The organism is Pseudomonas sp. AC242 (genome assembly GCF_979258655.1).
The window spans coordinates 1,494,940-1,517,046 of the sequence record NZ_OZ409873.1; the positions used below are offsets into that span (position 1 = coordinate 1,494,940).

Annotated in this window: 38 protein-coding genes, 1 tRNA gene and 1 pseudogene; 22 read left to right on the top strand and 18 right to left on the bottom strand. The window is 57.0% G+C overall.

Annotated elements, in window-relative coordinates:
• Positions 1-33: 33 nt before the first annotated feature.
• On the bottom strand, positions 34-672 hold the full coding sequence (locus ACZZ0A_RS06735) for a hypothetical protein (protein ID WP_463542684.1): 639 nt from the start codon (positions 670-672) through the stop codon (positions 34-36).
• Positions 669-983: a hypothetical protein gene (locus tag ACZZ0A_RS06740; RefSeq protein ID WP_463542685.1), complete on the bottom strand. Its 315-nt coding sequence runs from the start codon at positions 981-983 to the stop codon at positions 669-671. The genes ACZZ0A_RS06735 and ACZZ0A_RS06740 overlap by 4 nt, the downstream gene beginning before the upstream one ends.
• A 103-nt stretch (positions 984-1,086) precedes the next feature.
• Between ACZZ0A_RS06740 and ACZZ0A_RS06745 the strand changes: the two genes are divergently transcribed.
• Positions 1,087-1,650 (top strand): hypothetical protein, encoded by a 564-nt coding sequence (locus ACZZ0A_RS06745; protein ID WP_463542686.1) that lies wholly within the window; start codon positions 1,087-1,089, stop codon positions 1,648-1,650.
• Between the two features lie 48 nt (positions 1,651-1,698).
• On the opposite strand, the gene ACZZ0A_RS06750 is transcribed toward ACZZ0A_RS06745, so the two are convergent.
• Complete coding sequence (locus ACZZ0A_RS06750; protein WP_463542687.1) at positions 1,699-3,504, bottom strand: DNA cytosine methyltransferase; 1,806 nt, start codon at positions 3,502-3,504, stop codon at positions 1,699-1,701.
• Between the two features lie 115 nt (positions 3,505-3,619).
• On the opposite strand from ACZZ0A_RS06750, the gene ACZZ0A_RS06755 reads away from it, so the two are divergent.
• Positions 3,620-3,781 (top strand): hypothetical protein, encoded by a 162-nt coding sequence (locus ACZZ0A_RS06755; RefSeq protein ID WP_463542688.1) that lies wholly within the window; start codon positions 3,620-3,622, stop codon positions 3,779-3,781.
• On the opposite strand, the gene ACZZ0A_RS06760 is transcribed toward ACZZ0A_RS06755, so the two are convergent.
• On the bottom strand, positions 3,778-4,647 hold the full coding sequence (locus ACZZ0A_RS06760) for an adenine nucleotide alpha hydrolase family protein (RefSeq protein WP_463542689.1): 870 nt from the start codon (positions 4,645-4,647) through the stop codon (positions 3,778-3,780). The genes ACZZ0A_RS06755 and ACZZ0A_RS06760 overlap by 4 nt on opposite strands.
• A gap of 91 nt (positions 4,648-4,738) precedes the next feature.
• Between ACZZ0A_RS06760 and ACZZ0A_RS06765 the strand changes: the two genes are divergently transcribed.
• Entirely contained in the window at positions 4,739-4,903 is a 165-nt protein-coding gene (locus ACZZ0A_RS06765; protein ID WP_463542690.1) for a hypothetical protein, read from the top strand.
• A 66-nt stretch (positions 4,904-4,969) separates the two neighbouring features.
• Positions 4,970-5,350, top strand: a complete 381-nt coding sequence (locus ACZZ0A_RS06770; protein WP_463542691.1) for a hypothetical protein — start codon at positions 4,970-4,972, stop codon at positions 5,348-5,350.
• A gap of 11 nt (positions 5,351-5,361) precedes the next feature.
• On the opposite strand, the gene ACZZ0A_RS06775 is transcribed toward ACZZ0A_RS06770, so the two are convergent.
• Positions 5,362-5,763 carry a hypothetical protein gene (locus ACZZ0A_RS06775; RefSeq protein WP_463542692.1) on the bottom strand — a complete coding sequence of 134 codons (402 nt, stop codon included), beginning with the start codon at positions 5,761-5,763 and terminating at the stop codon, positions 5,362-5,364.
• A gap of 99 nt (positions 5,764-5,862) precedes the next feature.
• Here ACZZ0A_RS06775 and ACZZ0A_RS06780 point away from each other — a divergent pair, with 99 nt between their 5' ends.
• Positions 5,863-6,195: a hypothetical protein gene (locus ACZZ0A_RS06780; RefSeq protein WP_463542693.1), complete on the top strand. Its 333-nt coding sequence runs from the start codon at positions 5,863-5,865 to the stop codon at positions 6,193-6,195.
• A gap of 7 nt (positions 6,196-6,202) precedes the next feature.
• On the opposite strand, the gene ACZZ0A_RS06785 is transcribed toward ACZZ0A_RS06780, so the two are convergent.
• The 8 genes from ACZZ0A_RS06785 to ACZZ0A_RS06820 form a co-directional block, all read right to left on the bottom strand.
• Positions 6,203-6,511, bottom strand: coding sequence for a hypothetical protein (locus tag ACZZ0A_RS06785; protein ID WP_463542694.1), 309 nt, complete (start codon positions 6,509-6,511; stop codon positions 6,203-6,205).
• A 75-nt stretch (positions 6,512-6,586) separates the two neighbouring features.
• Positions 6,587-7,051 (bottom strand): hypothetical protein, encoded by a 465-nt coding sequence (locus tag ACZZ0A_RS06790; protein ID WP_463542695.1) that lies wholly within the window; start codon positions 7,049-7,051, stop codon positions 6,587-6,589.
• Positions 7,048-7,290, bottom strand: coding sequence for a hypothetical protein (locus ACZZ0A_RS06795; protein ID WP_463542696.1), 243 nt, complete (start codon positions 7,288-7,290; stop codon positions 7,048-7,050). The genes ACZZ0A_RS06790 and ACZZ0A_RS06795 overlap by 4 nt, the downstream gene beginning before the upstream one ends.
• A gap of 7 nt (positions 7,291-7,297) precedes the next feature.
• Entirely contained in the window at positions 7,298-7,861 is a 564-nt protein-coding gene (locus ACZZ0A_RS06800; protein ID WP_463542697.1) for a siphovirus Gp157 family protein, read from the bottom strand.
• Positions 7,858-8,595: a hypothetical protein gene (locus ACZZ0A_RS06805; protein WP_463542698.1), complete on the bottom strand. Its 738-nt coding sequence runs from the start codon at positions 8,593-8,595 to the stop codon at positions 7,858-7,860. The genes ACZZ0A_RS06800 and ACZZ0A_RS06805 overlap by 4 nt, the downstream gene beginning before the upstream one ends.
• Before the next feature lie 156 nt (positions 8,596-8,751).
• Positions 8,752-8,946: a hypothetical protein gene (locus ACZZ0A_RS06810; protein ID WP_150729378.1), complete on the bottom strand. Its 195-nt coding sequence runs from the start codon at positions 8,944-8,946 to the stop codon at positions 8,752-8,754.
• On the bottom strand, positions 8,943-9,134 hold the full coding sequence (locus tag ACZZ0A_RS06815; protein WP_463542699.1) for a hypothetical protein: 192 nt from the start codon (positions 9,132-9,134) through the stop codon (positions 8,943-8,945). Before ACZZ0A_RS06815 ends, ACZZ0A_RS06810 begins: the two co-directional genes overlap by 4 nt.
• A complete protein-coding gene (locus ACZZ0A_RS06820; RefSeq protein WP_463542700.1) occupies positions 9,131-9,535 on the bottom strand; it encodes a hypothetical protein in 405 nt (134 codons plus the stop codon). Before ACZZ0A_RS06820 ends, ACZZ0A_RS06815 begins: the two co-directional genes overlap by 4 nt.
• Positions 9,536-10,175: 640 nt before the next feature.
• On the opposite strand from ACZZ0A_RS06820, the gene ACZZ0A_RS06825 reads away from it, so the two are divergent.
• Positions 10,176-10,466: a hypothetical protein gene (locus ACZZ0A_RS06825; protein WP_463542701.1), complete on the top strand. Its 291-nt coding sequence runs from the start codon at positions 10,176-10,178 to the stop codon at positions 10,464-10,466.
• Positions 10,467-11,244: 778 nt separating this feature from the next.
• Here the strand turns inward: ACZZ0A_RS06825 and ACZZ0A_RS06830 are convergent.
• The 3 genes from ACZZ0A_RS06830 to ACZZ0A_RS06840 all read right to left on the bottom strand — a co-directional run bounded on the left by ACZZ0A_RS06830 (position 11,245) and on the right by ACZZ0A_RS06840 (position 12,875).
• The gene (locus ACZZ0A_RS06830) at positions 11,245-11,490 is read right to left on the bottom strand and encodes a hypothetical protein (protein ID WP_455806699.1); all 246 of its coding nucleotides are present in this window, start codon (positions 11,488-11,490) and stop codon (positions 11,245-11,247) included.
• Positions 11,491-11,597: 107 nt separating this feature from the next.
• Entirely contained in the window at positions 11,598-11,900 is a 303-nt protein-coding gene (locus ACZZ0A_RS06835) for a hypothetical protein (protein ID WP_463542702.1), read from the bottom strand.
• Positions 11,901-12,083: 183 nt separating this feature from the next.
• Positions 12,084-12,875 (bottom strand): LexA family transcriptional regulator, encoded by a 792-nt coding sequence (locus tag ACZZ0A_RS06840; protein ID WP_463542703.1) that lies wholly within the window; start codon positions 12,873-12,875, stop codon positions 12,084-12,086.
• A gap of 108 nt (positions 12,876-12,983) precedes the next feature.
• On the opposite strand from ACZZ0A_RS06840, the gene ACZZ0A_RS06845 reads away from it, so the two are divergent.
• The 15 genes and pseudogenes from ACZZ0A_RS06845 (at position 12,984) to ACZZ0A_RS06915 (ending at position 20,611) form a co-directional block, all read left to right on the top strand.
• Positions 12,984-13,178: a Cro/CI family transcriptional regulator gene (locus tag ACZZ0A_RS06845; RefSeq protein ID WP_028236757.1), complete on the top strand. Its 195-nt coding sequence runs from the start codon at positions 12,984-12,986 to the stop codon at positions 13,176-13,178.
• A gap of 35 nt (positions 13,179-13,213) precedes the next feature.
• The gene (locus ACZZ0A_RS06850; RefSeq protein ID WP_237143817.1) at positions 13,214-13,408 is read left to right on the top strand and encodes a hypothetical protein; all 195 of its coding nucleotides are present in this window, start codon (positions 13,214-13,216) and stop codon (positions 13,406-13,408) included.
• Between the two features lie 316 nt (positions 13,409-13,724).
• On the top strand, positions 13,725-14,513 hold the full coding sequence (locus ACZZ0A_RS06855; protein ID WP_463542704.1) for a Rha family transcriptional regulator: 789 nt from the start codon (positions 13,725-13,727) through the stop codon (positions 14,511-14,513).
• Complete coding sequence (locus tag ACZZ0A_RS06860; protein ID WP_463542705.1) at positions 14,513-15,295, top strand: Pyocin large subunit-like protein; 783 nt, start codon at positions 14,513-14,515, stop codon at positions 15,293-15,295. Before ACZZ0A_RS06855 ends, ACZZ0A_RS06860 begins: the two co-directional genes overlap by 1 nt.
• Positions 15,285-16,091, top strand: a complete 807-nt coding sequence (locus ACZZ0A_RS06865; RefSeq protein ID WP_463542706.1) for an ATP-binding protein — start codon at positions 15,285-15,287, stop codon at positions 16,089-16,091. Before ACZZ0A_RS06860 ends, ACZZ0A_RS06865 begins: the two co-directional genes overlap by 11 nt.
• Complete coding sequence (locus ACZZ0A_RS06870) at positions 16,091-16,267, top strand: DUF1382 family protein (protein ID WP_242209157.1); 177 nt, start codon at positions 16,091-16,093, stop codon at positions 16,265-16,267. The genes ACZZ0A_RS06865 and ACZZ0A_RS06870 overlap by 1 nt, the downstream gene beginning before the upstream one ends.
• Positions 16,264-16,707, top strand: a complete 444-nt coding sequence (locus tag ACZZ0A_RS06875) for a hypothetical protein (RefSeq protein WP_185776652.1) — start codon at positions 16,264-16,266, stop codon at positions 16,705-16,707. The genes ACZZ0A_RS06870 and ACZZ0A_RS06875 overlap by 4 nt, the downstream gene beginning before the upstream one ends.
• Entirely contained in the window at positions 16,704-17,102 is a 399-nt protein-coding gene (locus ACZZ0A_RS06880) for a recombination protein NinB (protein WP_221729473.1), read from the top strand. The genes ACZZ0A_RS06875 and ACZZ0A_RS06880 overlap by 4 nt, the downstream gene beginning before the upstream one ends.
• Positions 17,102-17,716 (top strand): annotated as a pseudogene (locus tag ACZZ0A_RS06885) (recombination protein NinG). Before ACZZ0A_RS06880 ends, ACZZ0A_RS06885 begins: the two are co-directional and overlap by 1 nt.
• Complete coding sequence (locus tag ACZZ0A_RS06890) at positions 17,713-18,390, top strand: hypothetical protein (protein ID WP_463542707.1); 678 nt, start codon at positions 17,713-17,715, stop codon at positions 18,388-18,390. The pseudogene ACZZ0A_RS06885 and the gene ACZZ0A_RS06890 overlap by 4 nt, the downstream one beginning before the upstream one ends.
• A gap of 180 nt (positions 18,391-18,570) precedes the next feature.
• Positions 18,571-18,645, top strand: a tRNA-Ser gene (locus ACZZ0A_RS06895).
• A 707-nt stretch (positions 18,646-19,352) separates the two neighbouring features.
• Positions 19,353-19,631 (top strand): hypothetical protein, encoded by a 279-nt coding sequence (locus ACZZ0A_RS06900; RefSeq protein WP_463542708.1) that lies wholly within the window; start codon positions 19,353-19,355, stop codon positions 19,629-19,631.
• A 131-nt stretch (positions 19,632-19,762) separates the two neighbouring features.
• Positions 19,763-20,086: a phage holin, lambda family gene (locus ACZZ0A_RS06905; protein ID WP_463542709.1), complete on the top strand. Its 324-nt coding sequence runs from the start codon at positions 19,763-19,765 to the stop codon at positions 20,084-20,086.
• Complete coding sequence (locus ACZZ0A_RS06910; protein ID WP_463542710.1) at positions 20,083-20,469, top strand: hypothetical protein; 387 nt, start codon at positions 20,083-20,085, stop codon at positions 20,467-20,469. Before ACZZ0A_RS06905 ends, ACZZ0A_RS06910 begins: the two co-directional genes overlap by 4 nt.
• Positions 20,429-20,611, top strand: a complete 183-nt coding sequence (locus ACZZ0A_RS06915) for a hypothetical protein (RefSeq protein ID WP_047297581.1) — start codon at positions 20,429-20,431, stop codon at positions 20,609-20,611. The genes ACZZ0A_RS06910 and ACZZ0A_RS06915 overlap by 41 nt, the downstream gene beginning before the upstream one ends.
• Positions 20,612-20,665: 54 nt before the next feature.
• On the opposite strand, the gene ACZZ0A_RS06920 is transcribed toward ACZZ0A_RS06915, so the two are convergent.
• Positions 20,666-21,154 carry a DUF6530 family protein gene (locus ACZZ0A_RS06920; protein ID WP_463542711.1) on the bottom strand — a complete coding sequence of 163 codons (489 nt, stop codon included), beginning with the start codon at positions 21,152-21,154 and terminating at the stop codon, positions 20,666-20,668.
• Positions 21,155-21,227: 73 nt separating this feature from the next.
• Positions 21,228-21,431, bottom strand: coding sequence for a hypothetical protein (locus ACZZ0A_RS06925; protein WP_463542712.1), 204 nt, complete (start codon positions 21,429-21,431; stop codon positions 21,228-21,230).
• Between the two features lie 76 nt (positions 21,432-21,507).
• On the opposite strand from ACZZ0A_RS06925, the gene ACZZ0A_RS06930 reads away from it, so the two are divergent.
• Positions 21,508-22,107, top strand: a complete 600-nt coding sequence (locus ACZZ0A_RS06930; RefSeq protein ID WP_131671980.1) for a hypothetical protein — start codon at positions 21,508-21,510, stop codon at positions 22,105-22,107.

The following is a 22,107-nucleotide window of genomic DNA, read 5'->3' on the forward strand; positions in this document are numbered from 1 at the left end:
AGAAGAGGGTGCAGCCGGCAATGCACTTGGTGATCATGGCTGCACCCGCTTGAACTCGACGACCCAGACCCACGGGTTGGCGTCCCAGTCGCCGCCGGTGGACTCCCACAACTCCCGCCATGCCGCCGGATACCAATCTCGGTAGTTTGGCGAAACGTCATCGCTTGCCAGTTCCGGCGGGCATTGCAGGCCTTCGGCTCGGATATCGGACCGGCTGATGTCCTTCAACCGCTCGACGCGGACGTCGGTGATCTCCAGAAGGATGCGGCATGCCCAGCGCGGCATATGGATGCTTGGCTTCCAGACTGGCTGATCGGCTTCATATGGGGTAAGTCCGTCGGCGGCGTACACCAGCGTGCCGTCGTCGCGCGCCTCGATGACATCCAAGTCATCCGGTTTGAGGTAAGGGCCGCACATGACCTCGTTGTGATCGCAGTACCAGGTCTCGCGAACCCACAGCCGATCGCCGGGGTTTCCGAAGGGGCATTCCGGGTTGCGCTTCGTGACGTCTGGGTTGCGGATGAACGGCTGGCCTGTGCCGTAGCTGCCAATGTCGGCCCGTGAACGCGGCTGAACCTTCACCGGCCGCCGCGTAACCGTCTTCCTGCCATCCAGAATGGCGCGCACCATCGGCGACGAGAACAGGACCGGCCGTTCCTTGATAGCGGTCATGGCGTCACATCGCAGCGTGCCCACTGCACATAGGGGCCGTCGTCCGTGTCGAAAATACCGAGCAGGAACCAGCCATCGTCTGACGGAGTCTCTGGCACCCAGCCCAGGCAGTGAGCCGAATCGTCTTCCCAGTAGGGATGGGATTCCAAGTCCGAATCCATGTGCCAGCCTACGACCTTCAGGCCTTGGGCATCGAGCCACGCTTTCCATGCTTCGGCGTCTTCGTCGAAGTCTGGAATGTTCGGGTGATACCAGTACCCGTCTTCATCGCGCACGACTTCGACGGGGCCAATCAACTTTTCTTCAGGCATGACTTCGTCCTTGCCGCTATAGCGGCTGACTTTGAAGGGGGAGGGAGTTACTGTGGTAAGTCTTTTTTAGCAAAAAACCTAATTGCGGATCAGAGGTGTAGACATGGATAAAAAGCTTTTGTTTGTTTTTGGCGTGATCACAATTTCATTTTTTGTTTTCGTCAGTTTTGCGCTTGGTCTTTCATTTGGCGCAACTACTGACTCTTCCAGTTTCAAAGATTACTGGGTTCCCGTGCTCAGCATGATAGGTAGCTGGATCGCAGGTATTGGAACATTAGGCGCGGTAGCTGTTTCTCTCTGGCTCGCACATAAACAGGCAACGGAAGATACAGAGCTCCTTGATGGTAATTTTTTTGTAGCTACAGATGGTTCAAGCGATTTTTTTGCCCTAACCCTGGTCAGTAAGGGAAAGCGTCCAGCAAAAGTCCGTTCTATAAGTATTGCTGGCCCAGGTGCGAAAATGCATTTGTATGTTGCGCAGTGGGGGTGGGGAAGTTCCACGCTTCCAGTATTTTTGAGTTACGGTGACGATGCGACATTTAAGTTTCGAGACGACTTTTCGAAAACTTTAGACGATTTCGTAGAAAGGAACCTTGAAGGAAAGCGCGGGAATGTACGAGTTCTAGTTTCCACAACGGTCAAAAACTACGAGTTCAAACTTATGTGAGTTACGATATTCATCTGTCGCTAGATGCAATTTTCAGGTTGAAACGTGCTACGCCGCGAGCTTTCGGTAGAACTCAATAATATCGGCTGCGTTAGCGGCGACAAGTGCTTCTGCTTCATCCGGACAAACGCTGTTGCCGATCAGCCGCACCTGGTCGACCTTTTTGATGTCCCGCCATTCCTCGGCGCCAGTGACCGGGTCGACGAACAGCCCACGATCGATGATGTAATCCTTGTCGAAGCCTTGCGCGGCCTTCAGCTCAGGCGGTTGCAGCATGCGCAACGTGATATCGATTAGCACATAGCCGCCGACCATCACCATTTCGGCCGGGTCTTTGAATTGCTCCGGTAGATATTTGTGCATAAACGCGGCGCAGCGGCGTGCGCCTTCCATCTGCTCGGGAGTCAGCGTGTCGGGCACCTGCACCGTTTCCACAACCGCGACGCGATCTTTCGTCGGCAGCGTGTGCATCGGCTCGTTGAGCGAGATGCCGTCCTTCTCGTTGCCGTAATACTTCACCAGATATGCGCTCACCAGCCGCTGGTTGGCGCCGGACTGGCAGATGGTGGATATTGGATCGTAGGCCGATCGGCCGTCGCCTTTGTAGAAGCCGCCATTCGCCTGCTCGAAGAACGCTGTGACGATGCCGTGACGCGCGGCGCCCGCCAGCACTGTCTGCGTTGGGTCGTCAGGTGAGCTGCCCGCGGCGTTCTGCCCGAACGCGGTCATGTGCGCTGCTGCCATAGCGAAGTGGCCGCCTTTGACCTGGGCGACCTGAGTGCGCAGCGGCTCCTGAACGTCGAAGTTGCGCTGTGCTGATCCGTTGGCGCACTCGGTTAGGAAGGGCGCTGCAACCGGCTGCACTAGCGCGTGATGCGTGCCGCCCGCGCTGATTGTGGAAAGCGCTTCGTCAGTACCGTGCGTGCTGGTATGCGCCGATGAGGTGCCGCGCATTGGAACAATGAAAGGCTTCGCACTGGTCAGAACATGACGCCAGCAGCCCTTGGCCACGCGGCGCATCGTGTTCTCAGCCATCGGTTTGTCGCGGAAGATCGTGCGACCGAGGTTGCTCCAGTCGATGCACTCTGCCGCCGAGCGCCACGGCAATTGTTTTGCCGCGGGCCGCTTGTGACGTTTCGGCGCGGGCCAGACGATCGGCTTCCCGTCGCTGCGCGCCACCAGGTACAAGCGCTTGCGGATGGTCGGGGTGCCGGCGTTCGCCGCGATGCGCTCCCTCCATTCGGCGTTGTATCCCAGTCCTCGGACCAGCGCGTCCATCGGCACAAACTCTCCGATCGCCTCGATGATCTCCGGCATGTCCGGATGATCAGCGGGCAGGCCGGTGCTGATCGCGGCAATGAACGCTTTGAAGGTGCGGCCGCGCTCAGACTTGATCGGCTGGCCGTCATCGTCGATCGGGCCCCAGTCACAGAACTCTTCGACGTTTTCGAGGAAGAGCAGACGCGACTTCGTCACGAATAGCCAACGGATCACGACCCATGCCAAACCTCGAACGCCACGGTCGCGCGGCGCGCCGCCCTTGGCCTTGCTGTGATGCCGGCAGTCTGGCGATGCCCAGATGATCGCGACTGGCTGGCCGCCCGTGGCTTCTCGCGGATCAACTTCGAACACGTCGGCGACGTAATGCGCCGTTGTGGGATGGTTGGCGCGGTGCACAGCCAGGGCGATTGGATTGTGGTTCACCGCCACATCCGGCTCCCGGTATGCCCGGGCGATGCCAGTGCTGGCGCCGCCACCGCCGGCGAACAGGTCAACCACCAGTTCTTTTTCGAACGGCAGGCCCATGCTCGGCTGGCCATGGATGAACTGAGGTAATTTCTGTTGTGCGGACATAGAGAATCCTTGCCGGGGCATGCCCGGGCGGTGGAGGGTGGTGGCTTAGTTGCCAGCGTTGCGGAAAGAAAAGCGTCGTGACTAATATGGCGAACACCGATAAGAGGCTGCCGTCATGAAAACCGAAGTGAAAAAAATTCAGTGCGCCGAGGGCGTTGAAGTTGAGTACGTGAGGATTGTTAAAAGGACTGCCCGTGGCTTTGACGTGGCGTCTATTCTTCTGAGCCGATTCAGCCTTGAGCAACAAGCGGCTTTTCGAGCTGAAGCTTCGAGTTAATCTCCGCAGAAACAATCAATGTCCTCAGCGAGATACTCGAAATCGAAATCTGTCTGCCGGGAGCGCTGCTCGGCAGACCAGCCCATCGTTTTGTAGTCCGCGCGATCCTGCCTAAAGACTTGGCCGAATCGTTCCTCTGTGCCTGACCACCATATGACCCGCGATGGGTCGTTCATGATGGTCTTGATCAGCTTGCCCTCGTTCTTCTTCCAGCACAGGTCGCAATTACCGAAGTCGGAATCCATTCCCAGATCGAAGGGCTGCTTCGACCAGAACGAACCGACATCCTCCTTGGTGATGCCGGCGGTGTAGGAGGGGCAGACGTTGTCCCATCGGGTGCCGCCTCGATCGTTGGCTGCCATCATGCGGTGGTAGCGCTTCGGTTCGTCGTACCGTATGCCGACGACGCAATCCCACTCGGTGTAGCCCAAAGCGCGCATGTGTTTCTCGCCGATCTTCACCTTCAGATACGCGGTGCACATGTTGTTCGAGAAGTTCGGCAGCACCGGAGGCAGGTTTTTCTCTGCCTTCCGGTATCCGGCGTAATACTCGAGCATCATGGTGAATGGTTCGCCGTTGCGGCTGGCCGTTTCGAAGTCCACCAGCTTGTACCAGGGCGCGTCGTCCGGCTGGCCATAAACCCGGCACCATTCCATCCAGACGATGTTCACGTTCCAGCGCTTCGCAATCTTGTCGATGAAGATCAGCGTTTCCTCGCGCTCTTTGCCAGTGTTCTGGAAGAACAGGTGCACATCAGGCGGGAGGGTGCCGCCGTGTGCTTCGAGGATCTTGTAAACCATGTGACCGCTGGTGCGACCACCGCTGATGCCGATCTGTGCCGGGCCGGTGATCAGGTAGGGATTCATAACTGCTCCAGACAGCCGATTGCCTCGCCGGCTGGCGTGATTCGTAGAAGTGGGGTATTTATCTGCAATCTCACACTGGCAGGAGGCCGACATGAGGTTGCAGAGCGATGTAGACGCTAAAGCGATGCTGAAACGGATAGGGCTGCCGGATGACGCTGTGAAGCTGGAGGTGGTCGTGTTCCTTCGGGAGGTGATCGACCTGGCCAGCTACATGGAGTCGGCGCATCGGCTGGTTGAAGCGCCGGGTTTCGTCTGAGCTGGTGCATTTCCCGCCGTTGCGGTATTTGTGTTCGGCCCGGCATGGAGCCGGTGGGGATATGACATGTCAGAAACAGAAGGCAGTTACTACGAACAACCAATTTTGCGGGCCAGAAAATGGTTTCTGTTTTGGACCGCTCTCGCAGTTGCAGTTCCTGTGGTGGTCATCTTGATTGTTTGGGCGCTTGATAAACCCAGCATGTGGATCTCTCGCTCTGGCGCCGTCATGGCCGCCATCGCCTTCCTTGCTCACCTCAAATCCGACGAAATGATGGGAGTTCTCAAGCCCGGCGGTTTCGTCGACAAGTCTTTCCAGCCAACCAAGGCGAAGTACTTTGGGCAGATCGTTCTCTGCGGCCGCGTAGCTGTTTTTATAGTCTTGGTAGGTTCGTTGGTTTGGGGTTTTGGAGACTTACTGCCCATCGGCACTTCACCAGCGCAATAACTGGAGGAAGATCAGGCTCGGCGGACTTTGAAGTGCAGCATTGCCTTGATGCTGTGGCAGTAATCCTGAAGCCGCTCATAGGCTTTGTATTTGGCCTGACTTCGAGTGGCTGCCCACACCCTGACCAGATCTTCGCGGGCTTCTCGGTTCCAGTCGAGATCGTCCCAGTCATGCTTGAACGGCAGGACCAGCCATTCTTTCAGAGGCAGCGTCTCTGCCATTTCGCCGTACTGCATTTCGTGGGTGGGGTGGTATTTGGCGATGCGCTTCTTCGGGTCGTCGTCCAGCACTATGCCGATGTAATGGCCGCGATCGGCCAGGATCACACCGGGTTTGCCATAGGCGATGACGCGGCGACCGATTTCGGCGGGCACCTGATAGTGCTGCCGAACGTATGCGCAGTTTTGGTCCATGGATTATCTCCAGTCAGGCGCCGCCCTCCGTGACCGGTGGTGGCAATTAGGTTTGGGTTGGGGTATTACGACTTACTGATTGAGTCGAAGGGGGTGGCAATGGAACAAGTTACGGATCAAGAAGTAGACGACGCGATCGACGTTCTGGTGCGGTTTGTTCGTGATTTCCTCGACACAAGCGCCAAGAATACGCCTGATGTCGATGAGATCAGGGCTGCTGTCAGAACCTTGGTAGATGCGAACCGGTTCAACCCCGAGGATTACGAGATTAAAAATTTGCTACGTGTCAGCGAATCAAAAAAAGGCGTATCGCACGTCGAGCTCCATTCTCACCTCAAGCATCTTGCACCTTACGAAAAAGAACGGCGCGAAATGGAAAAGCGTTGGGCGATTAATGGCTATCCTGCAAACGACGATCCCTTTTCGGACTAGCCGTACCTCACTGCTCAACGCCGGTCGCGGCGAACGCTTCAAGCTGCCGCGACCACTTTTCCTTAATAACCAATTCCGGTCGCGACATACTGGCGAAGCGTTCCGACTCAGCCGCTGGAGCCGCAGCCAGATTGATGATGAGCGTCGACACCGTCTCCTGCCATTCCTCGAAGCTGTGGCGCTCGCCGAGGATCAGCAGAGCATCATCAAGCGCCTTCGAAACAATCAGCGATCGCTTCTCGGCGCCGATCCGATCGAGCAGCGCCTTTTCCTTGGCTCGCTTGTCCTTCTGCAATTGCGCATTGCTCTTGGCCATGGCCTACCTCTTCAATTCCGCTGGCCGGCAAGTCCAGCCAGGTCTGTCGTTTGCGTTGTTGGGGTCTGGAACGTCTCACGCTGCAACCTTCACCTGATGCCAGGCGCCGGCGGCGTAGAACAGCTTCGCGGCTTGTGCTTCATCCATCGATATCTCGTCGGGAATGGCGATCCAGCCTGACGCCACCATATGGGTCGGGTTACAGCTGTTGCGCAGCTCCAGATAGTAATGCTCGATCGCATCGGTCAGGCGCTCGACCTTGCAGATGCCCTCTGGCGAGATCTCGACCGACTTGATGTACTCAGCGCCGCGCTCGTCGCGACACATGGCGCCGATGTAGATCGTCCAGCGATACGAGAAATCGAATATCGCGTTGGCGATCGCCAGACTGCGGATCTGCTTGCAGTTCTTCCAGTTCGCCATGATTTGGTTGCCGCTGGGATCGATGTTCACCACCGCGACGTGGTTGGTGCGCAGCTGCGCCCGGCAACTGCGTTCGGCCCGGACGAAACCGTTGTTGGGTTTGCGTTTCGACTTCATATCGCGTCCGCCATTTTGCGCAGCGCCTTGCGTTCGGCGGCCGATATCGGCTTCGGCCGCCGCTTGAGGACCGTTTCAGGGTCTATTTTCTTCGAGCGGGGCGGTGGCAGCGGATCGCGCGGCGGGCTCTTCAGTTGGTCGATCCGCCCGCCGGCGGCCAGGTACTGCGCGATTTGTTCAGAGATCGATTCGGCATCCGAGCGGTGCTGCTCGACGAGGTTGAGGTGGTTGCTGATCATGCTGGCCTCACTTGATCCGAATCGAACTGTCGCCGCGCTCCAAGTGCGCATAGGCCGGTTCTTCAATGAGTTCGTGTTCTGCGTCTTCGCCGGCAGCCATGCGCTTGCGCACGGTTTCGTTGTGCTCGCGAATTTCCTTGAGTCTGGCAGCGATCGCGTTCTTGTCCGGTGCAATGCTGGTTTTCACGGATGTCAGTTCGTCGGGCACCGCGTCCTCGTTGTCGACGATGACTTTCTCCTTGCCCAAGGCCAAGGTGATGGTGAACAGCGGGCGCTTGATCGACTTAAGGTTCGCGGCTTCCATGTTCCGGCGTAGGTAATCGCTGATCTGCGCAACGCTGTTGGACTTGATGCGCTTGAGCTCGGTCAGTCGCTCAATCTCCGTGTCGATGGCCGTTACGTCGCTTTCAATGTTGCGGCGCAGCATGACGATGCTGTCGGCCTTCACCTCAAACTCGCCTTGGATTTCGTCCATTGCGTGCTGCAGGGCCTCTTTCAGGCCTTCGTCGTCGGTGTCTGCCATTCCCTGAAGTTCGGCGAGCTTGCCGGTTAGTGCATAGAGCTGGGTCATGCTGCATTCTCCCTTTCAGATGCTTCTTTGATTCGTTTCCACTCCAACGAGACTCGCTCAACGCCCTTGGTGTCCTTGCGAATGGTCAGTTTGCGCACGGCAACGTCGTGGATTTTCTTCAGCTCCTGAGCCGACTGGGCGCCGCCCATTGTGTCGATGACCGACTTGATGTAGTCCAACCGTTCCTGCTTCTGGCGATCTTCCTCTGCTACTCGATCTTCAGCTTTGTTCAACGCCACCTCATCCCGAACCGTCTCGACATATGCGGCGTCATCGAACAACCCCATGTGGATGTCTGCGGCGAATCCGAGCGGCTGGAGGCATTTACCGATGGCATCTGTGAGCGACTTCTTTGCCGCCTCCCAGTCGGTGATGATCTTGCCTTGCTGCAGGAGAACGAACGGAGTGTGCCCGTAATGCGTCACGGTGCATTTCTGTCCGCCTTCGCCCTGGTACCAAAGCTCAATTCTCATGGTGTGGACTTTCGCGTTGATCAGTGGCGCGGTCGGCCATTCCTTGGTCGGCGCTTGCAACGGGCCTCCTTCGTCGAATCGCTCTTCAAGGATGGTCCAGCCCCAACCTTCACCGCATGGGCCGAATACCTCCGTGGCTTTGCGCATCAGGTAGGTCGGCTTGATGGCCGTACCCTTGAAGCCGCCCATTCCGGTGAAGTTCTTTGTAGCGCTCGGATCGGTCGTGTCGACCTGATCCCAGATCCGCGTATTCGTGGACATGAGGAATCCTTGCCGCGCTATGCGCAGCGATTGAATGCATTGTTTATTGAGTGATGCGGTCGGCGAGGGCGCTGAGCAGCATCAGGAAAATGAAAACGCCGAGGGCTGAGAACGATCCGCGTCGGATCAGAATGCGGCGGGTGAGCTGGCGACCGGTCACGGCCGAACTCTCACTGCGATCCTCTTGCCCTTCATGGAGGGAGCTAGGCGTTGAGGGAGATTTGCGACTAGATCCTCGCGCTTGCGGCCAATCACCTCATTAAAGGGAAGGCCGAAGCCGAGCAGGGCGATCTTGTGTTCGATGTCCTCTAGCTGCTCGTCGATCAGTGATTTAACCGGTGGCGTACTCATGCGTCCTCCCTGCGCCGCTGACAGGTGTCACGCAGGCGTTTGCAGTAGTGGTTGAACTCGTCGGTGGTGATCGCGCCATCGGTGAAGAGGCGGGTGATCAGCCCCTGTACCAGCAGGCTGATGTCTTCTTCGCCGGCGGGCACCGACACACCATCAAGGGCTTGGTCGATCAGGATATGAGGACTCAAAACCCGCACTCCCGCTCGACGCGATCGCTTTCTCGCTTGGCATCGCGGTATTCGTTGGCGTGCTCTGCGACCAGGTCGCCGGCCAGCCTTCGAACAATCAGCGGATCACCGCCGACGGCTGCGATGGCCCAGGTATGCAGAATCCCGCTATCGCCGCGCCGGATTAGCTCGATCAAAATCTTCTCGATGTACCGATCAGGGTCTGGGTTCGCGGCCATCTGATCCGCCAGCGCCTCCGGTAGGTGGTCGGCGTTGACCAGAACCTTGCTTCGACCTACCGGATTTGGCGCCTCCACGTGGCGCCGATAAAGCAGATCGTCGATCGACTCGGTCAACCATTCCTGACCTGCCTCCGTGTCGAGAAAGTCGTCTTCCGGGATGGGCTTGCGTAGAGCTGACATGGTCGTCTCCAGAGTGGCGGGGTGTTGATCCAACAAAACTCGGATGCACTCATCCGTTCCGCTGTTTGCCGTTGGGCGCGGAGGGGAGTGCATTCGGGTGGTGTCGGGGGAGGGTGGATGCAGATGGCCGGGCGCGATTCCGGCGAGAGCGGACCCTTTCGGGACGACCGCTCGGAGGAGCAACCAGCATTATCTGGCGCCTATTAACCTGCGTTTCTCTAGGGCCGCCGAAGCGTTCAACCCAGCTTTCAACGCCGCATCTGCTTGCCGGTCACGTCTCCGGCGCCGAGTTCCACGGCCGTGTTCAGTTCGCCAGCGCTCGATAACAACCGCTTCTGGGATTTGATGCAGGTGGGCGGTTATAGGCCGCAGTTTCGTCCGCATCGGGGTAGGATCTGGCCGGGGCTCAACCGGCATTAAGCGAATGGGGCAGTCCTGAAGACTACCTGTTGGCACATCCGCCGCCCAAGGCTTGGCCTCAGATCACACCCCGATGCGCTCTCGTAGAGAGGATCGGGCAGTTAACGACAGGCTGTCGTGGCGCCTGTTTTTACAGGGGCAGGCTCCCTGTTTCCTCGCTTTCCACAGTCGAGGGAAAACCATATGCTGCGGACTCCACAGTCGAAACAAGGAACGAGTTATGGCGCAGTACTTGGTCAGGGTTGAGCTTTTTGGGGCTGATGGTGAAGGTTATGAGGACCTACACGAAGGCATGAAAAGGAATGGTTTTTCGAGATCAGTTAAACTTGATGATGGAAAAACATATTCGATGCCGATAGGCACTTACTTCGGAACAAGCAACCTGGATGTGGTTTCGTTGAGGGATAAAGTTAGGTCTGTTTCAAAACCACTTTCTCCCACGAAAGATGCAGCGGTTTTCGTGTGTGTTATTCAAGATGCGCAGTGGGCGGCCTTTTTGTACACGGCTTGATGGGGCTGCCAGCCTGACCTTCCCCCTTTGGCGTGTTTAGGGTATGCAGCCTCAACACGCCAATTGCCACCTTTAAAGCAGCACCGAATGAGGTGCTGCGCTCCTTCGCGATTTCCCGAACAATTTCCCGCACCTGCTTTATCTGAGCCTCATTCATCGTTTATCTCTCCAATCCCCGGTTGTCATCCCAAAGCCCGCTCAGTGAACGGGCTTCAGTGATGCTTTCCGTCGTGACCCACTACTGGCGGCAGTCATAGGCTTGAATCATCTGGCTGTCGGTACAGGATTACTCGCCATCCCGGGAGGCGCATTTAAGTCCTGCTTCGCACTGTGCCGGTAAAGCGCCTCATCTTGGCTCCGGCAGGGAGTGCTCACAGCGCAGGTCGGTGACTGCTGAATCCAGATGCATCAGCAGGTCGACCTGGTCCGGTAACCAGAGCCGGGCGTGGTTCAGTTCCAGAGCTGACATGGGGATCGAAATTTATGGTTCGCGTTGTTCGCCGTTTCCAGCGATGCCTCAAGGGCTGCCCGTTTCCGGGGATCGATCCGCGAAGATTCCAAATTGTGAAAGAGCGGCGGGTCTTTTGAGGCCCTTCGCAGTGGCTGTGTGTCGCTGCGATGGGTAAACAATACCGCCGGTATTGTATATGGTCAATACCGCCGGTCATGTATTTTTTAAAAGACATGAAAAAGCCCGCTCAGTGGCGGGCTACGGATCAGATCGGGGAGGGGGGAACAAAAAGCCCGGCGCTAGGCCGGGCTTAAAGGAATTCTAAATTTACGGGTGAATGAATTTCGCCGCGGTGAAAGCAAGGCCAGCAAGAACCAGTGAAATCTGTACGAAGCGCCAGGTCGAATCGCCAATGGCTTTCTGGACGTCAGTTGAGATTGATCCTCGCACAGCTTCCAAATCAGATTTGGTTGCCATGTTCTTCTCGACGTTATCAAGCTTGGTTTCGACGCGAGCAAGCCTTTCCCGAATATCGGGTATCGCCTTCTCTAGTGCTGCTACGCGCGCTTCCATGGAATCTCCTCCAGGTGGATCTCCGCCTCCAGTATGTGCCCCGCCATCTCCGTTGTCACTCCTCCCTCCCGGGATACCGAATAAGGCTGGCTTACGACCTGTTCCGCTCATTGGCCTTCCTTGCTATCAAGCCAGCTTAGTACCGCGCCGCCATTCGTGAATCTCATATTTCCGCAGCGATCGCAGGTGATCACGAACGCAATGGAGAAAACTGTAGTTCTATTAAATGAGGGAAGCCGCAGGGATACTGGGCCAGCGTCATCACACAGATGAGACCATCTTTCGGTCTTGCAGTTCTCACAAGCGTGCTCAGTACCCATTTCAGCATAAAACGCGTCAAGCTCATCAAAAGTTGTATTCTCGATTCGCGTCAGCTGATCGGGGTCGTCTTTTACTATATCTTCGGTCATGTCTTCATCCTTTCCGCACCAACGATTCCTTTAGCCTTGATACCTTCGCTGAAGGTCTCAAAACAGCGCCGCTTACTACATGAGATTCGCATTCCAAGCCAGAAGCATGCGAGCCTGAATAGAGACCATTTACTCAGCCTTACCCCGCACAATCCTTCCCGGCTTCACCTCTTCCGCATAGGCCTAAAGCATTCCTCCGCGCCACACCACGCGCCCTATGATACGGACTTCGTTTATTTCACCGTCCCGCAGAATCTCATCGCCATAGCGCGCCTTGTCCGAGTTGTCGCTACGGATGATCCAGCCGTCGATGTCTGATTTCACCAGGCGCTTCACGATCGTGCCCTTGGTGGCACTTTGCATGGCGAAGATCTGACCGTCTTTCGGTTCGATCTTTGACTCATCCACCAGCAGCACGTCGCCATCGTTGATGGTGGGCTCCATGCTGTGTCCGTTCGCGTAGATGACGTCCAGGTGTCGCTGGTTCAGGTTGTTCGCCCGCAGCCAAGACGACTTGAACGCCATGACCCCACGAATCTCTACGTGTGGATTGTCGTCACCTTCACCGGTCGAACCGCGCGCGGTGAGCTGCAATACGCCTGTGTAGGCCGGCTCATTTCGGAGATCGAAGCTCCTCGCCGGTACGCGAATGTCGTCTGTCTCTCTATGAGAAGGGCGCATATCTGGGAGCGAAGCCGCCATCTTCTCGATCTGAGCGGCAAGTGTTGGACTTATATCCGACACAGGGACCTGCAGCGCTTTCGCAAAAACCACAGCAGCATTAACGCTCAAGGCTGTGCGCCCATTCATAAAGTGGCTCACAGCGCCTTGCGTCACGCCATCGCCCAGTTCTGCGGCGAGTTTTTCTTGGGTGAGCTTCAGCTCCCCGCGCTTTGCCTGGAAGAGGGATTTCAGACGAGCGCTGTCTTGCAGCTGCCAGTCAGATAACGGAAGCCGTCGGGAGTCTTTTTTCATGGAGTGATGTTATTACCCACGGTATTTACTTAACCAATATCGCCGGTATTGACTGTTAACAATACCGGCGGTCATACTTGTGGCGAAATCTACGCAGAGGACGCCGCAATGCGCCGAATCCCACTCACCGAATTTGCCAAAGAACACGGCCATACAAAGGCCGCGCAGCTGCTCGGCTGTACGCAGGGCGCCCTCAGCAAGGCGATCCGCGTAGGCCGTGATGTGTACGTGACCCTCGAAGACGACGGCAGCTTGTCGGCGCAAGAGCAGCGTCCGTTCCCGTCCCAGAAATCCGCCGCATAACCAATTTCAACAGCCAGGAGCATCGAAGCATGTACATGGACCCCAATCAAAAGCGCGCCATCCCGGTGAAGGTTCGATTTGAACCAGTGCTTGATCGGATTCTGCGTAAGGCCGCGACCAAAACCCGTATGCAGCACGCCACCTACCTCTACGAAATCATCGAGTGGGCAGTGGCCAATGGCGTGATCGAGGAACTCATGCAGGACAAACAAGAAGATATCGCGGGCTGAAGCCCCTTTGGAGGGCCAAATGACCGTAGAGCTTGAAAGGCTTCCTCCACCGACTCGAAAGCGAGTGGAGGAATTGATGCGCGTAAACGGCTGGAGCTTCAGCCGTGCGATCAACGAAGTAATGGAAACCGCCATCGCGAGCGGGGCGCTTTCTGAGGTTGGGAGGAAGAAGGCAACAGTCCTTCATCTGGTGACCCCAATGAGGGCCTCAGGCAGGGACTCTTCGGGGTAATCCAGAGGGCCTCTGCCAAATTCGGGACGAAAAAAAGCCGGGGTAGTGACCCGGCTCTCTTAAACACGCTGTGGGAAGGATTATATGCAAACCACGCCACTTATCAATACCCCCAACAATGTCGCGACACGTTTTTCTAATTCTGAAAACGTGTCGCGTACTTCTATGTCGTCGCAAGAGATTGCGGAACTGGTCGGTTCGCGTCACGACAAGGTCAAGCAATCCATCGAGCGACTGGCCGAGCGCGGCACCATCCAACTTCCCCCATTGGGGGAAGTTAGAAACCACCTCGGGCAGAGCGTCAATGTGTATCAGGTGTGCAAGCGCGACAGCTTCGTAGTAGTTGCTCAGCTCAGTCCTGAATTTACCGCTGCGTTGGTGGATCGCTGGCAGGAGCTGGAAGGGCAGATCGTCCAACCCCGCGAACTCTCCCGCATGGACCTCATTCAGCTCGCTTTCGAGGCTGAGCAGCAGCGCCTGCAGTTGTCCATTCAGGTCGAAGCCCAGGCCTCGAAGATCCATTCCATGGAGAACCTGTTCAAGGAAGGGATGACGCACACCCAATTCTGCAAGGGCCTCAATGGGGTCAACGTTATGCAGGTGGGCAAGTTCCTCGAAGGTCGCAACTGGCTCTACAACGAGAGCAAATCCGGGCTGCGCTTCCGTGTGGCGTCCTACGCCCGCGACAAGTACATGACCGAGTATCAGCACGAAGTCACTCCCCACGGCAAAGAGCCGTTCGTTTCCTTCACGCCAGTTCTGCTAAAGAAGGGCGCCGCGCGCCTGTACGACCTGTACCTGGCCGGCGAGCTGCCAATGAAAAAGACCTGGGACGGGCTGTTCACCCATGACAAAGCACTGAGGGCCGCGTAATGGCCGGGGACTGGATCAAAATGCGAATCGACCTTCAGACACATCCGAAAGTTTTCCGCATGGTGTCCGCATTGAAAGCGGACAGACTTCGGATCATTGGCGGACTGCACATTGCGTGGAGCATCTTCGACACCCACTCCGATGACGGCGTGCTGCACGGTTACAGCGTCGATGCGATGGACGCGGTGGTGGGCTGGACCGGCTTTACCCAAGCCATGATCGAGGTGGAATGGGCGTCCGTTCAGGACGATGGAAGCCTTGTAATGCCGCGCTTTGACGAGCACAACGGTGCCAGTGCAAAGCGGCGGGCCAACGATAGCGAGCGCAAGCGTAACGACCGTAAAAACAACTCTGTCCGCAATGTGTCCGCAAGCGATGCGGACAAAACACGGACCAGAGAAGAGAAGAGAAGAGAAGAGAATAAAGAGCAAGATCAAAAGCATGGTGCTGGCGCACCCGCGAAGGCTGGCAAATTCGATCCGATGACTGCCAAGCCCGAGAACGTGTCCGAAAAGGCGTGGGCCGACTGGTGCCAGCACCGCAAGGAAATCCGCAAGCCGCTGACCGCCAAGAGCTGTGAACAGCAGGCCAAGGCATTGCTCGGCCACGCCGCGCCGGATCAGGTACTTGCCACTTCGATCTCCAACGGCTGGACCGGCATCTTCCCGAGCAAGGTCGCCAGCAACGTGCACCCGTTCCCGCAATCCCGTCACACCGGCTTCGCTGAGCGCGATTACACCGCCGGCCTGATCCCAAGAGGAGACGGCAGCTATGCGCTCTGAACAAGTTCAAGCCACTCCAGAACTGCCGCCGGGCACCCGCATCCAGCCTGCCGAGTGCGAAACCCACGGCGCCTACGAGCAGCGGGTCTTTCCTGTGCTGGGTCGGGAGCTGAAAAGCAACTGCCCGGAGTGCACTCGTATATCCCGCGAGAAGTCCGAAGCCGCCGAGCAAGCCAATAAGGCGATGGAGCTGCGCATGTCTCTTGCTCGCAAGCTGGGCGATGCGCTGATCCCGAAACGCTTTACCACTCGCACCCTGGGTAACTACCAGGCCGAGAACGACGGCCAGCGCAAAGCCTTGCGGTTCTGCCAGCACTACGTGCAGATCTTCGACGAGATACTGAAAACCGGTCGCTGCATGGTGCTGATCGGGAAGCCCGGTACCGGGAAAACGCACCTCGGCGCCGGCATGGCCAATGAGTTACTGCACAACACGTCGCGCACGGCCGTGTACCGCACTGTCGGCGCAATCCTTCAGGCGATCCGCTCCACGTACGACAAGCACAGCGAACGCAGCGAGGCCGAGATTCTGTCGAGCCTGATCGACCCCGATCTGCTGGTTCTGGACGAGGTGGGCGTGAGCAAGGAACAGCCGAGCGACTTCGAGCTGACGACCCTGTTCGCAATAATCAATGGCCGGTACGAGCAGGAGCGCCCCACGGTGGTGATCTCCAACCTCGAAGCCAGCCAGTTGCCGGCCGCCATGGGTGACCGCTGCGTCGACCGCCTGCGCGAGGGCGGAATGATCGTGGTGCCGTTCGACTGGGAATCTCAGCGCGGCAAGGAGGGTTTCTGATGCGAGCCAATGTGAAAGACCTTCGCGCCGTTCTGATCCTGGCGGAGACATTCGCCAAGCATGGCGTGCTGTTCGTGCCAATGCCCGTGGCAGACGCCAAAGAGTTCGAAGAGCTCAAGGCCAAGGCCTGGCAGAAGCTGGATGAAATGGAAGCCGAAGCGGAGCAACGGACATGACCATCGACAAACAAAAACTCCAGAAGCTGCTGTGGGCCGAAGCCGCGTCCTACCGTGCCGACTGCGCAGACTGGAAGCGCAACACCGAGGCGCTGCAGGAATTCCTCGGGGAGAAGACCGTGGAGGAGGTGGCGCTGGAGCTGCTGGAGGAGAACGAGGCACTTCGTGACGGCGCAAACTTCAGGGCGATTCAGTCACTGCGGCAGGATTGCGAGGAGCTGCGCGAACAGAACGACAAGCTCACACGCCGAAACGGGATGCTCGAGCAAAACGTTCAAGCCATGACCGAGACGCACGTTCTCTACACCTGGCTGCGCAAGAAGTGCGATCAGCCGAGCAATGATTTTGTGGCTGTGCAAATGAACATTGGCCACGACTGGGTCCCCGTGCATGACCTCGATCGCGACCTGCGATCCATGATCGAGCGGGAGGAGCCATGAACGAGTTCGCAATCCGCAGCCAACGCGATATCAGCCGCCTGATGGGCGTCCTGCACGCAACCGACTTCACCAAGCCCAAGATCGTAGTCATCAAGGACGAGAAACGCCCGGACGTCTGCAATCGCAAGATGTGGGCAATGCTCAAGGACGTATCCGAGCAAGTGATCTGGCACGGCAAGAAGCTGACCAGTGAGGACTGGAAGTGCCTTTTCAGTGCCTCGCTGGAGAAGCAGCGTGCGGAGCCAGGCCTCGACGGTGGCTTCGTCGTGATGGCCGTATCGACCCGCAAGCAGTCGCAGAAGTGGTTCAGCGATCTGTTCGAGCTGATGCACGCCTTCGGCGCAGAGCATGACGTGCGCTGGACTGAGCAGGACAAGTGGGGAGGGCGCTACTGATGCGCGTAGCCATCAAGGAATCGAAGGCGCCCAAGCCGAAGAAGTGCAAGAACCCAGCGTGCGGGGACTCATTCGTCCCGCAGCGCCTCGGGCAGGCGGTGTGCGGATACAAGTGCGGTCTGGCCATCAAGGATGTCAATCAGGCGAAGGCCGGTAAGGCGCTAGCCCAAATTGGACGCGCCGAGATCAAGGTCCGCAAGGAAAAGCTGAAGAGCAGGGCGGATCACCTCCGCGAAGCTCAGGCCGCGGTGAACGAGTACGTCCGCCTGCGTGACGCGCACTTGCCTTGCATCAGCTGCGACTCAATGCCGAACGACAACGACCTGATGACGGGCAGTCGCTGGGACGCTGGCCACTACCGATCTGTCGGCGCCTGCCCGGAGCTTCGCTTCGAGCCGCTGAACATTCACCGCCAGTGCGTGAAGTGCAACCGCAACCTGTCTGGTAATGCGGTGGAGTACCGCATCCGGTTGGTGCTGCGCATCGGCGCCGAAACCGTGGCTTAGCTCGAAGGGCCTCATGAGCCCCGCAAGCACACCGTCGAAGAAATCAAAACCATCAAGGCTGAATACCGGGCCAAGACCCGAGAACTGAAAAAGGGGCAGGCAGCATGAAATTGATCAACGCACGTCAAGCGTGGACAGATGCACAGCATGAGTCGAACGCCTCAATCAGTGCTGCAGCGGCTGACCGGGCAAAATCCGCGACTGTCGTCCGGAAGGAAAAGGCCGCGCTTCGGGAGGTCATCTTTGCAGCCCAGGGCGAGGACAAAGAAGAACGCATCATGGCTGTGCGCCAGAAGATCCACATTGCGGAGACGCGCCGCACGCCAATAGGTCGGTCGACACATCGAGCCGCCCACCTGGTGACCATGGGGAAGATCCAGAAGGCGATCGGGTCGTTGCCGTTCCAGGTGCAGCAGTTGGGGCACTACCTCTACCACCCGTGCATGACCGTTGTTCACATGCTCAACGCCGAGAAGCTGATCTGGTCGGATACCGACTTCAGTGCGCTCACTGATGCCAAGGCGGCGAAGGTGCATTGTCTGATCACCTGCGCGCTGCAGTCCTACAAGGCCGAGGCGAACGGCGGTGATGCGTGGGGCCCTGCGCGAGTGTCTGACGCCATGATGAAGCTGTACGGGGTCGCCATCCAGCCCAAGCACTGGGATCGCGATTGGATCGACATCTGGAATTTCCTGCGAAAGGCCATTGAGGAAGTGGATATTAAAGCTCAAGAGCCAGTGTGGCAGGTTATTCACGCAGAAAAATCAGAGGATGCGGCATAAAGGTGTTGCCATGGTGGGGAATTTGATGTACTTTTCCCACACTGCGCAACTTACATCCAGCGCACGACAACTTCGAAACCCGGCCATCGCGCCGGGTTTTTTGTAAGTGTGATGTCACTTTGATGTTGATCTCTAAACTGTTCTTGGATATAAAGGGTTCGTCGGTTCGCCGATACTTTGTTACCCCGTAGCTCAGTTGGATAGAGCAGCTCCCTACTAAGGAGATGGTCGTGGGTTCGAGTCCCTCCGGGGAAAGTAGCTACCCAAGTGGATGCTTTCCCGGATGTATTTACCCTCATATGAAACCCAGCCCCGGCTGGGTTTTTTATTGCCTGAAATTTACCTGCAGCCAGGGCAGCCCTCGGGAAGGCCTGGACGTCGATAGCCGGATAGTGCGACGTACGGAATCAACACCGGCAGCCCCGCACTCTGACCTCACAATGCTTTCAGGGTGGCGCGAGACAGGAACAGCGAGATCGATGCAAAGGGGCGTCGACGCTGTGATGGTTTTTGGCCGACAGCTCGGAAAGACGAGCGCACCTATTCAGGGCCTCTGCGTTTGCGAAGTATTTTTCGTTTGGGTCTTGATCGCGCTACTTAGCATGGCAAATGCCACCTCGATTCCGTGGTAGCTTTGAGTCTCATCCTGCTAGGGGCTGGGCTTATGAGAACTGCTATTCGGCTTGAAGGGGAGGGGGCGATCCTTTCTAACGTAGTTGTGGTCGGCTATGAGTGCGGCATGGACATTAGTGGATCATCAGATATCCATATGTCGGACGTCCAGTTCGATCATGTTGAAACTGCTGTTCGCGGTTCCAATGTGCGAGGGCTGCTGGCGGAGCGCGTCAGCCACAACCTTGGGGTAACTCCTTTCGTTGCGAGCACTAGTGCTCCCAAGCCTCTGCCTACGCTTGACGTGTCTCAGCGCAACTCAATCGCCTACATGGTGAGGATGGCTGCCCATGGCTATGTTTGAGTTTAAAGACTCTGAAAATATCAAAATCAGAGATAGTTCTACGTCCGCTGAGGAGTTTTTTTCAGGTGATAAAGTGAAAGACATAACCGCTGAAAACTGTCATGCAGGAGTTAAACCACCTCAGACGAAAACTGAAGAAAATCCCCCTTTACTGCGGAAGGTTCGTGATTGGTTCCTAGAACATTTAATTGCTTCGACCCTCACAACGATAGTCGCGGTTGTGGGCGCGGTGCTGGTCGCGTATTTCCAGTTAGCTAAAACTTAACAAATTTTCTCTTCCAAAGCCTCGCCACTGTGCGGGGCTTTTTCGTTTTCGGCTCCCCACACCCATAGCCCCGAGCTGGGAGTGCAGCGGACGCCGGATTTATCAATCTCCCCAAGGGGGAGGCAACCCGGATGCCAAACATGCCTGACAAGCCAGACACATGGGCCAAGATCTGGCTGGCGTTGAGCAATCCGCTCTGGCAGGGCGTGATCATGTCCATCACCGTATCGTTGCTTCGAGTCATGTACGACGCGAAGGAAACCAGTAAGCGCCGGATTGTGTTCGAGGCGCTGATCTGTGGATCGCTGAGCTTGGTCGCATCCAGCATTATCGAGTGGATGGCCTGGCCTTCCAGTTTGTCGGTCGCTGCCGGTGGCACGATCGGCTTCCTCGGCGTGACAGCCATTCGCGAGCTGGTGACCCGCTTCCTCGGTCGCAAGGCGGATGTCGCATGAAGACGTTCGCTGCTGCAATCATCATCGCCCTGGTCGGCCTGCTCCTCATTGGGATTCAGCAGTCGCGCGTCGTCGCTCTTCGCGGGGAGGTGGCATTCGAAGCCAGCGAGAAGAAGAAGGCGGTCGACGCCAACCTCGAAAGCCAGGCCGCGATCACCACGCTACGCGCCGAAGCCCAACGCAACGCCGATTACCAGAAAGACCTGAACAAGCGGTTACAGGCAAGCCAGGCCAAAGCCAAAAAGGCGGAGAAGAACTTTGAAGAACTCAAGCGCAACAGCAAGCCTGTTCGTGATTGGGCTGCTCAGCCTCTGCCTGACGGCCTGCGCGGGAAAGCCGGCGGTGGTAACAAAGACAGCGGCAGTAAGAGTCGAACCCCCTGAGCTGGTGCCGTGTGAGCGTGTAGCTGATGAGGACCTCGCCGACAACGGCCAGCTGTGGGAATTGAAGAACCAAGCCATCAACCTGCTCGACACCTGTGCAGATCAAGTGGACGCACAGATCAAGCGCAGTCAGAGCAAGTAGGTCGCGACACGTTTCGCAAACGAGAAAATTGTGTCGCGATCTGAGACTTGATAGTTAGAGCTTACCCTGTGTTTTGAGGCTACTGAGCAGCTGAAAAAGCTTGTTGAAGCGTTCTTTCAGTTCGTCATTGTGAGTCTCTAAAAAAGCCTCAAACTTCTGGATGTCAGTAGCCGTTACGGATTCCTCTTGTACTCGAAACCCTTCTGGCTGATCTACAAAAAGATTTCGTTCTATCTCTACGCTTTGCTGGTCTCTATCCAGCAAAACCTTCGCAAGAAAAACAGTCGAATCGATAACTCTATGGAGGGGGATCTCCTCAGACTGACGTGACCATTGGTCCCTGTAGCGCATGATTTTCAGGGATAGATCCTCGTGCCCCCATTGCGACAATCCAACTGATAGATATCGTGCGTCAGTGTTTTTGCGATAGATGCCATCGAATGGTTGGTATGGCATTGCGTAAATCGGTTGGTGCTCAAGGTGCTGTGGTAGCGGCGGAGCAATTTTGTAGTTGTTCTTGCCGCCAAACTCTTCGATAGGCATCGTCTGCCATTCCTTCTGCTGATGAGTGGTGACGCGAGGTAGGTGTGCCGCAGGTGAGTGCGGCACGGATGGATCACTTAACCTTCAAAGCTTCCTGAATCTGATCGGCATAGGCTGAAAGGTTATGGAATTCGCGAGAAAGCCCAGTGGCATCTGCGCCACCAGCTTTTGCCGCGATCACCTCCAAAGCTGCGGCGACGGCATGGGCCCGGTTGACCTTTGCGTCGAGACTGGCATTCGCTGCATTAAGGGTCGAAGCGTTCAGTGTTACTGACATATTGCTGTCCTTGCTGATGAGTTGAGCCTCACCAATACCGGCTACGCGCCACTATTTCAAGCACCAGAGAGGCGACATGACAACCAAGCAACCCGACTGGGAGGCGATCGAACGAGCCTACCGGGCCGGGTCGCTTTCCATCAGAACCATCGCTGAGCGCCAGGGCGTGAGCGACACCGCTATCAGGAAGAAAGCCAAAGCCCTCGGATGGGCAAGAGACCTTTCTGACCAGGTACGTAAAGAGGTTCGCAGCAAGTTGGTTCGCGGCGAGGTTCGCAACGACCAAGGCGCGAACTGCGAACTCGATGCTGAGATCATCGAAGAGGCCGCCGAGGAAGGCGCCCGGGTGGTTCGCAGCCACCGGCGTGACATTCGCAAGGCGACGAATCTTGCGAACCTGTTGATGGACGATCTGCTGTCGACCATCCAGCGCCGCGAAGAGATCGAAGAAGACATCGAGGCCGAGACATCCGAAGACAACAACGGTATGCGCCGCGCCTCAATGCTCGCCGCGGTCTCGCTGCCCAGCAATTCCAAAACACTGTTCCAGCTTTCCTCTGCAATGAAGAACCTGCAGGTTCTGGAGCGTCAGGCATACAGCCTGGACGAGAAGGAGAAGACGGACGAAGCCGACGAACTCTCGAAGATGATGGACGAACTATCGAAGGACGCCTGA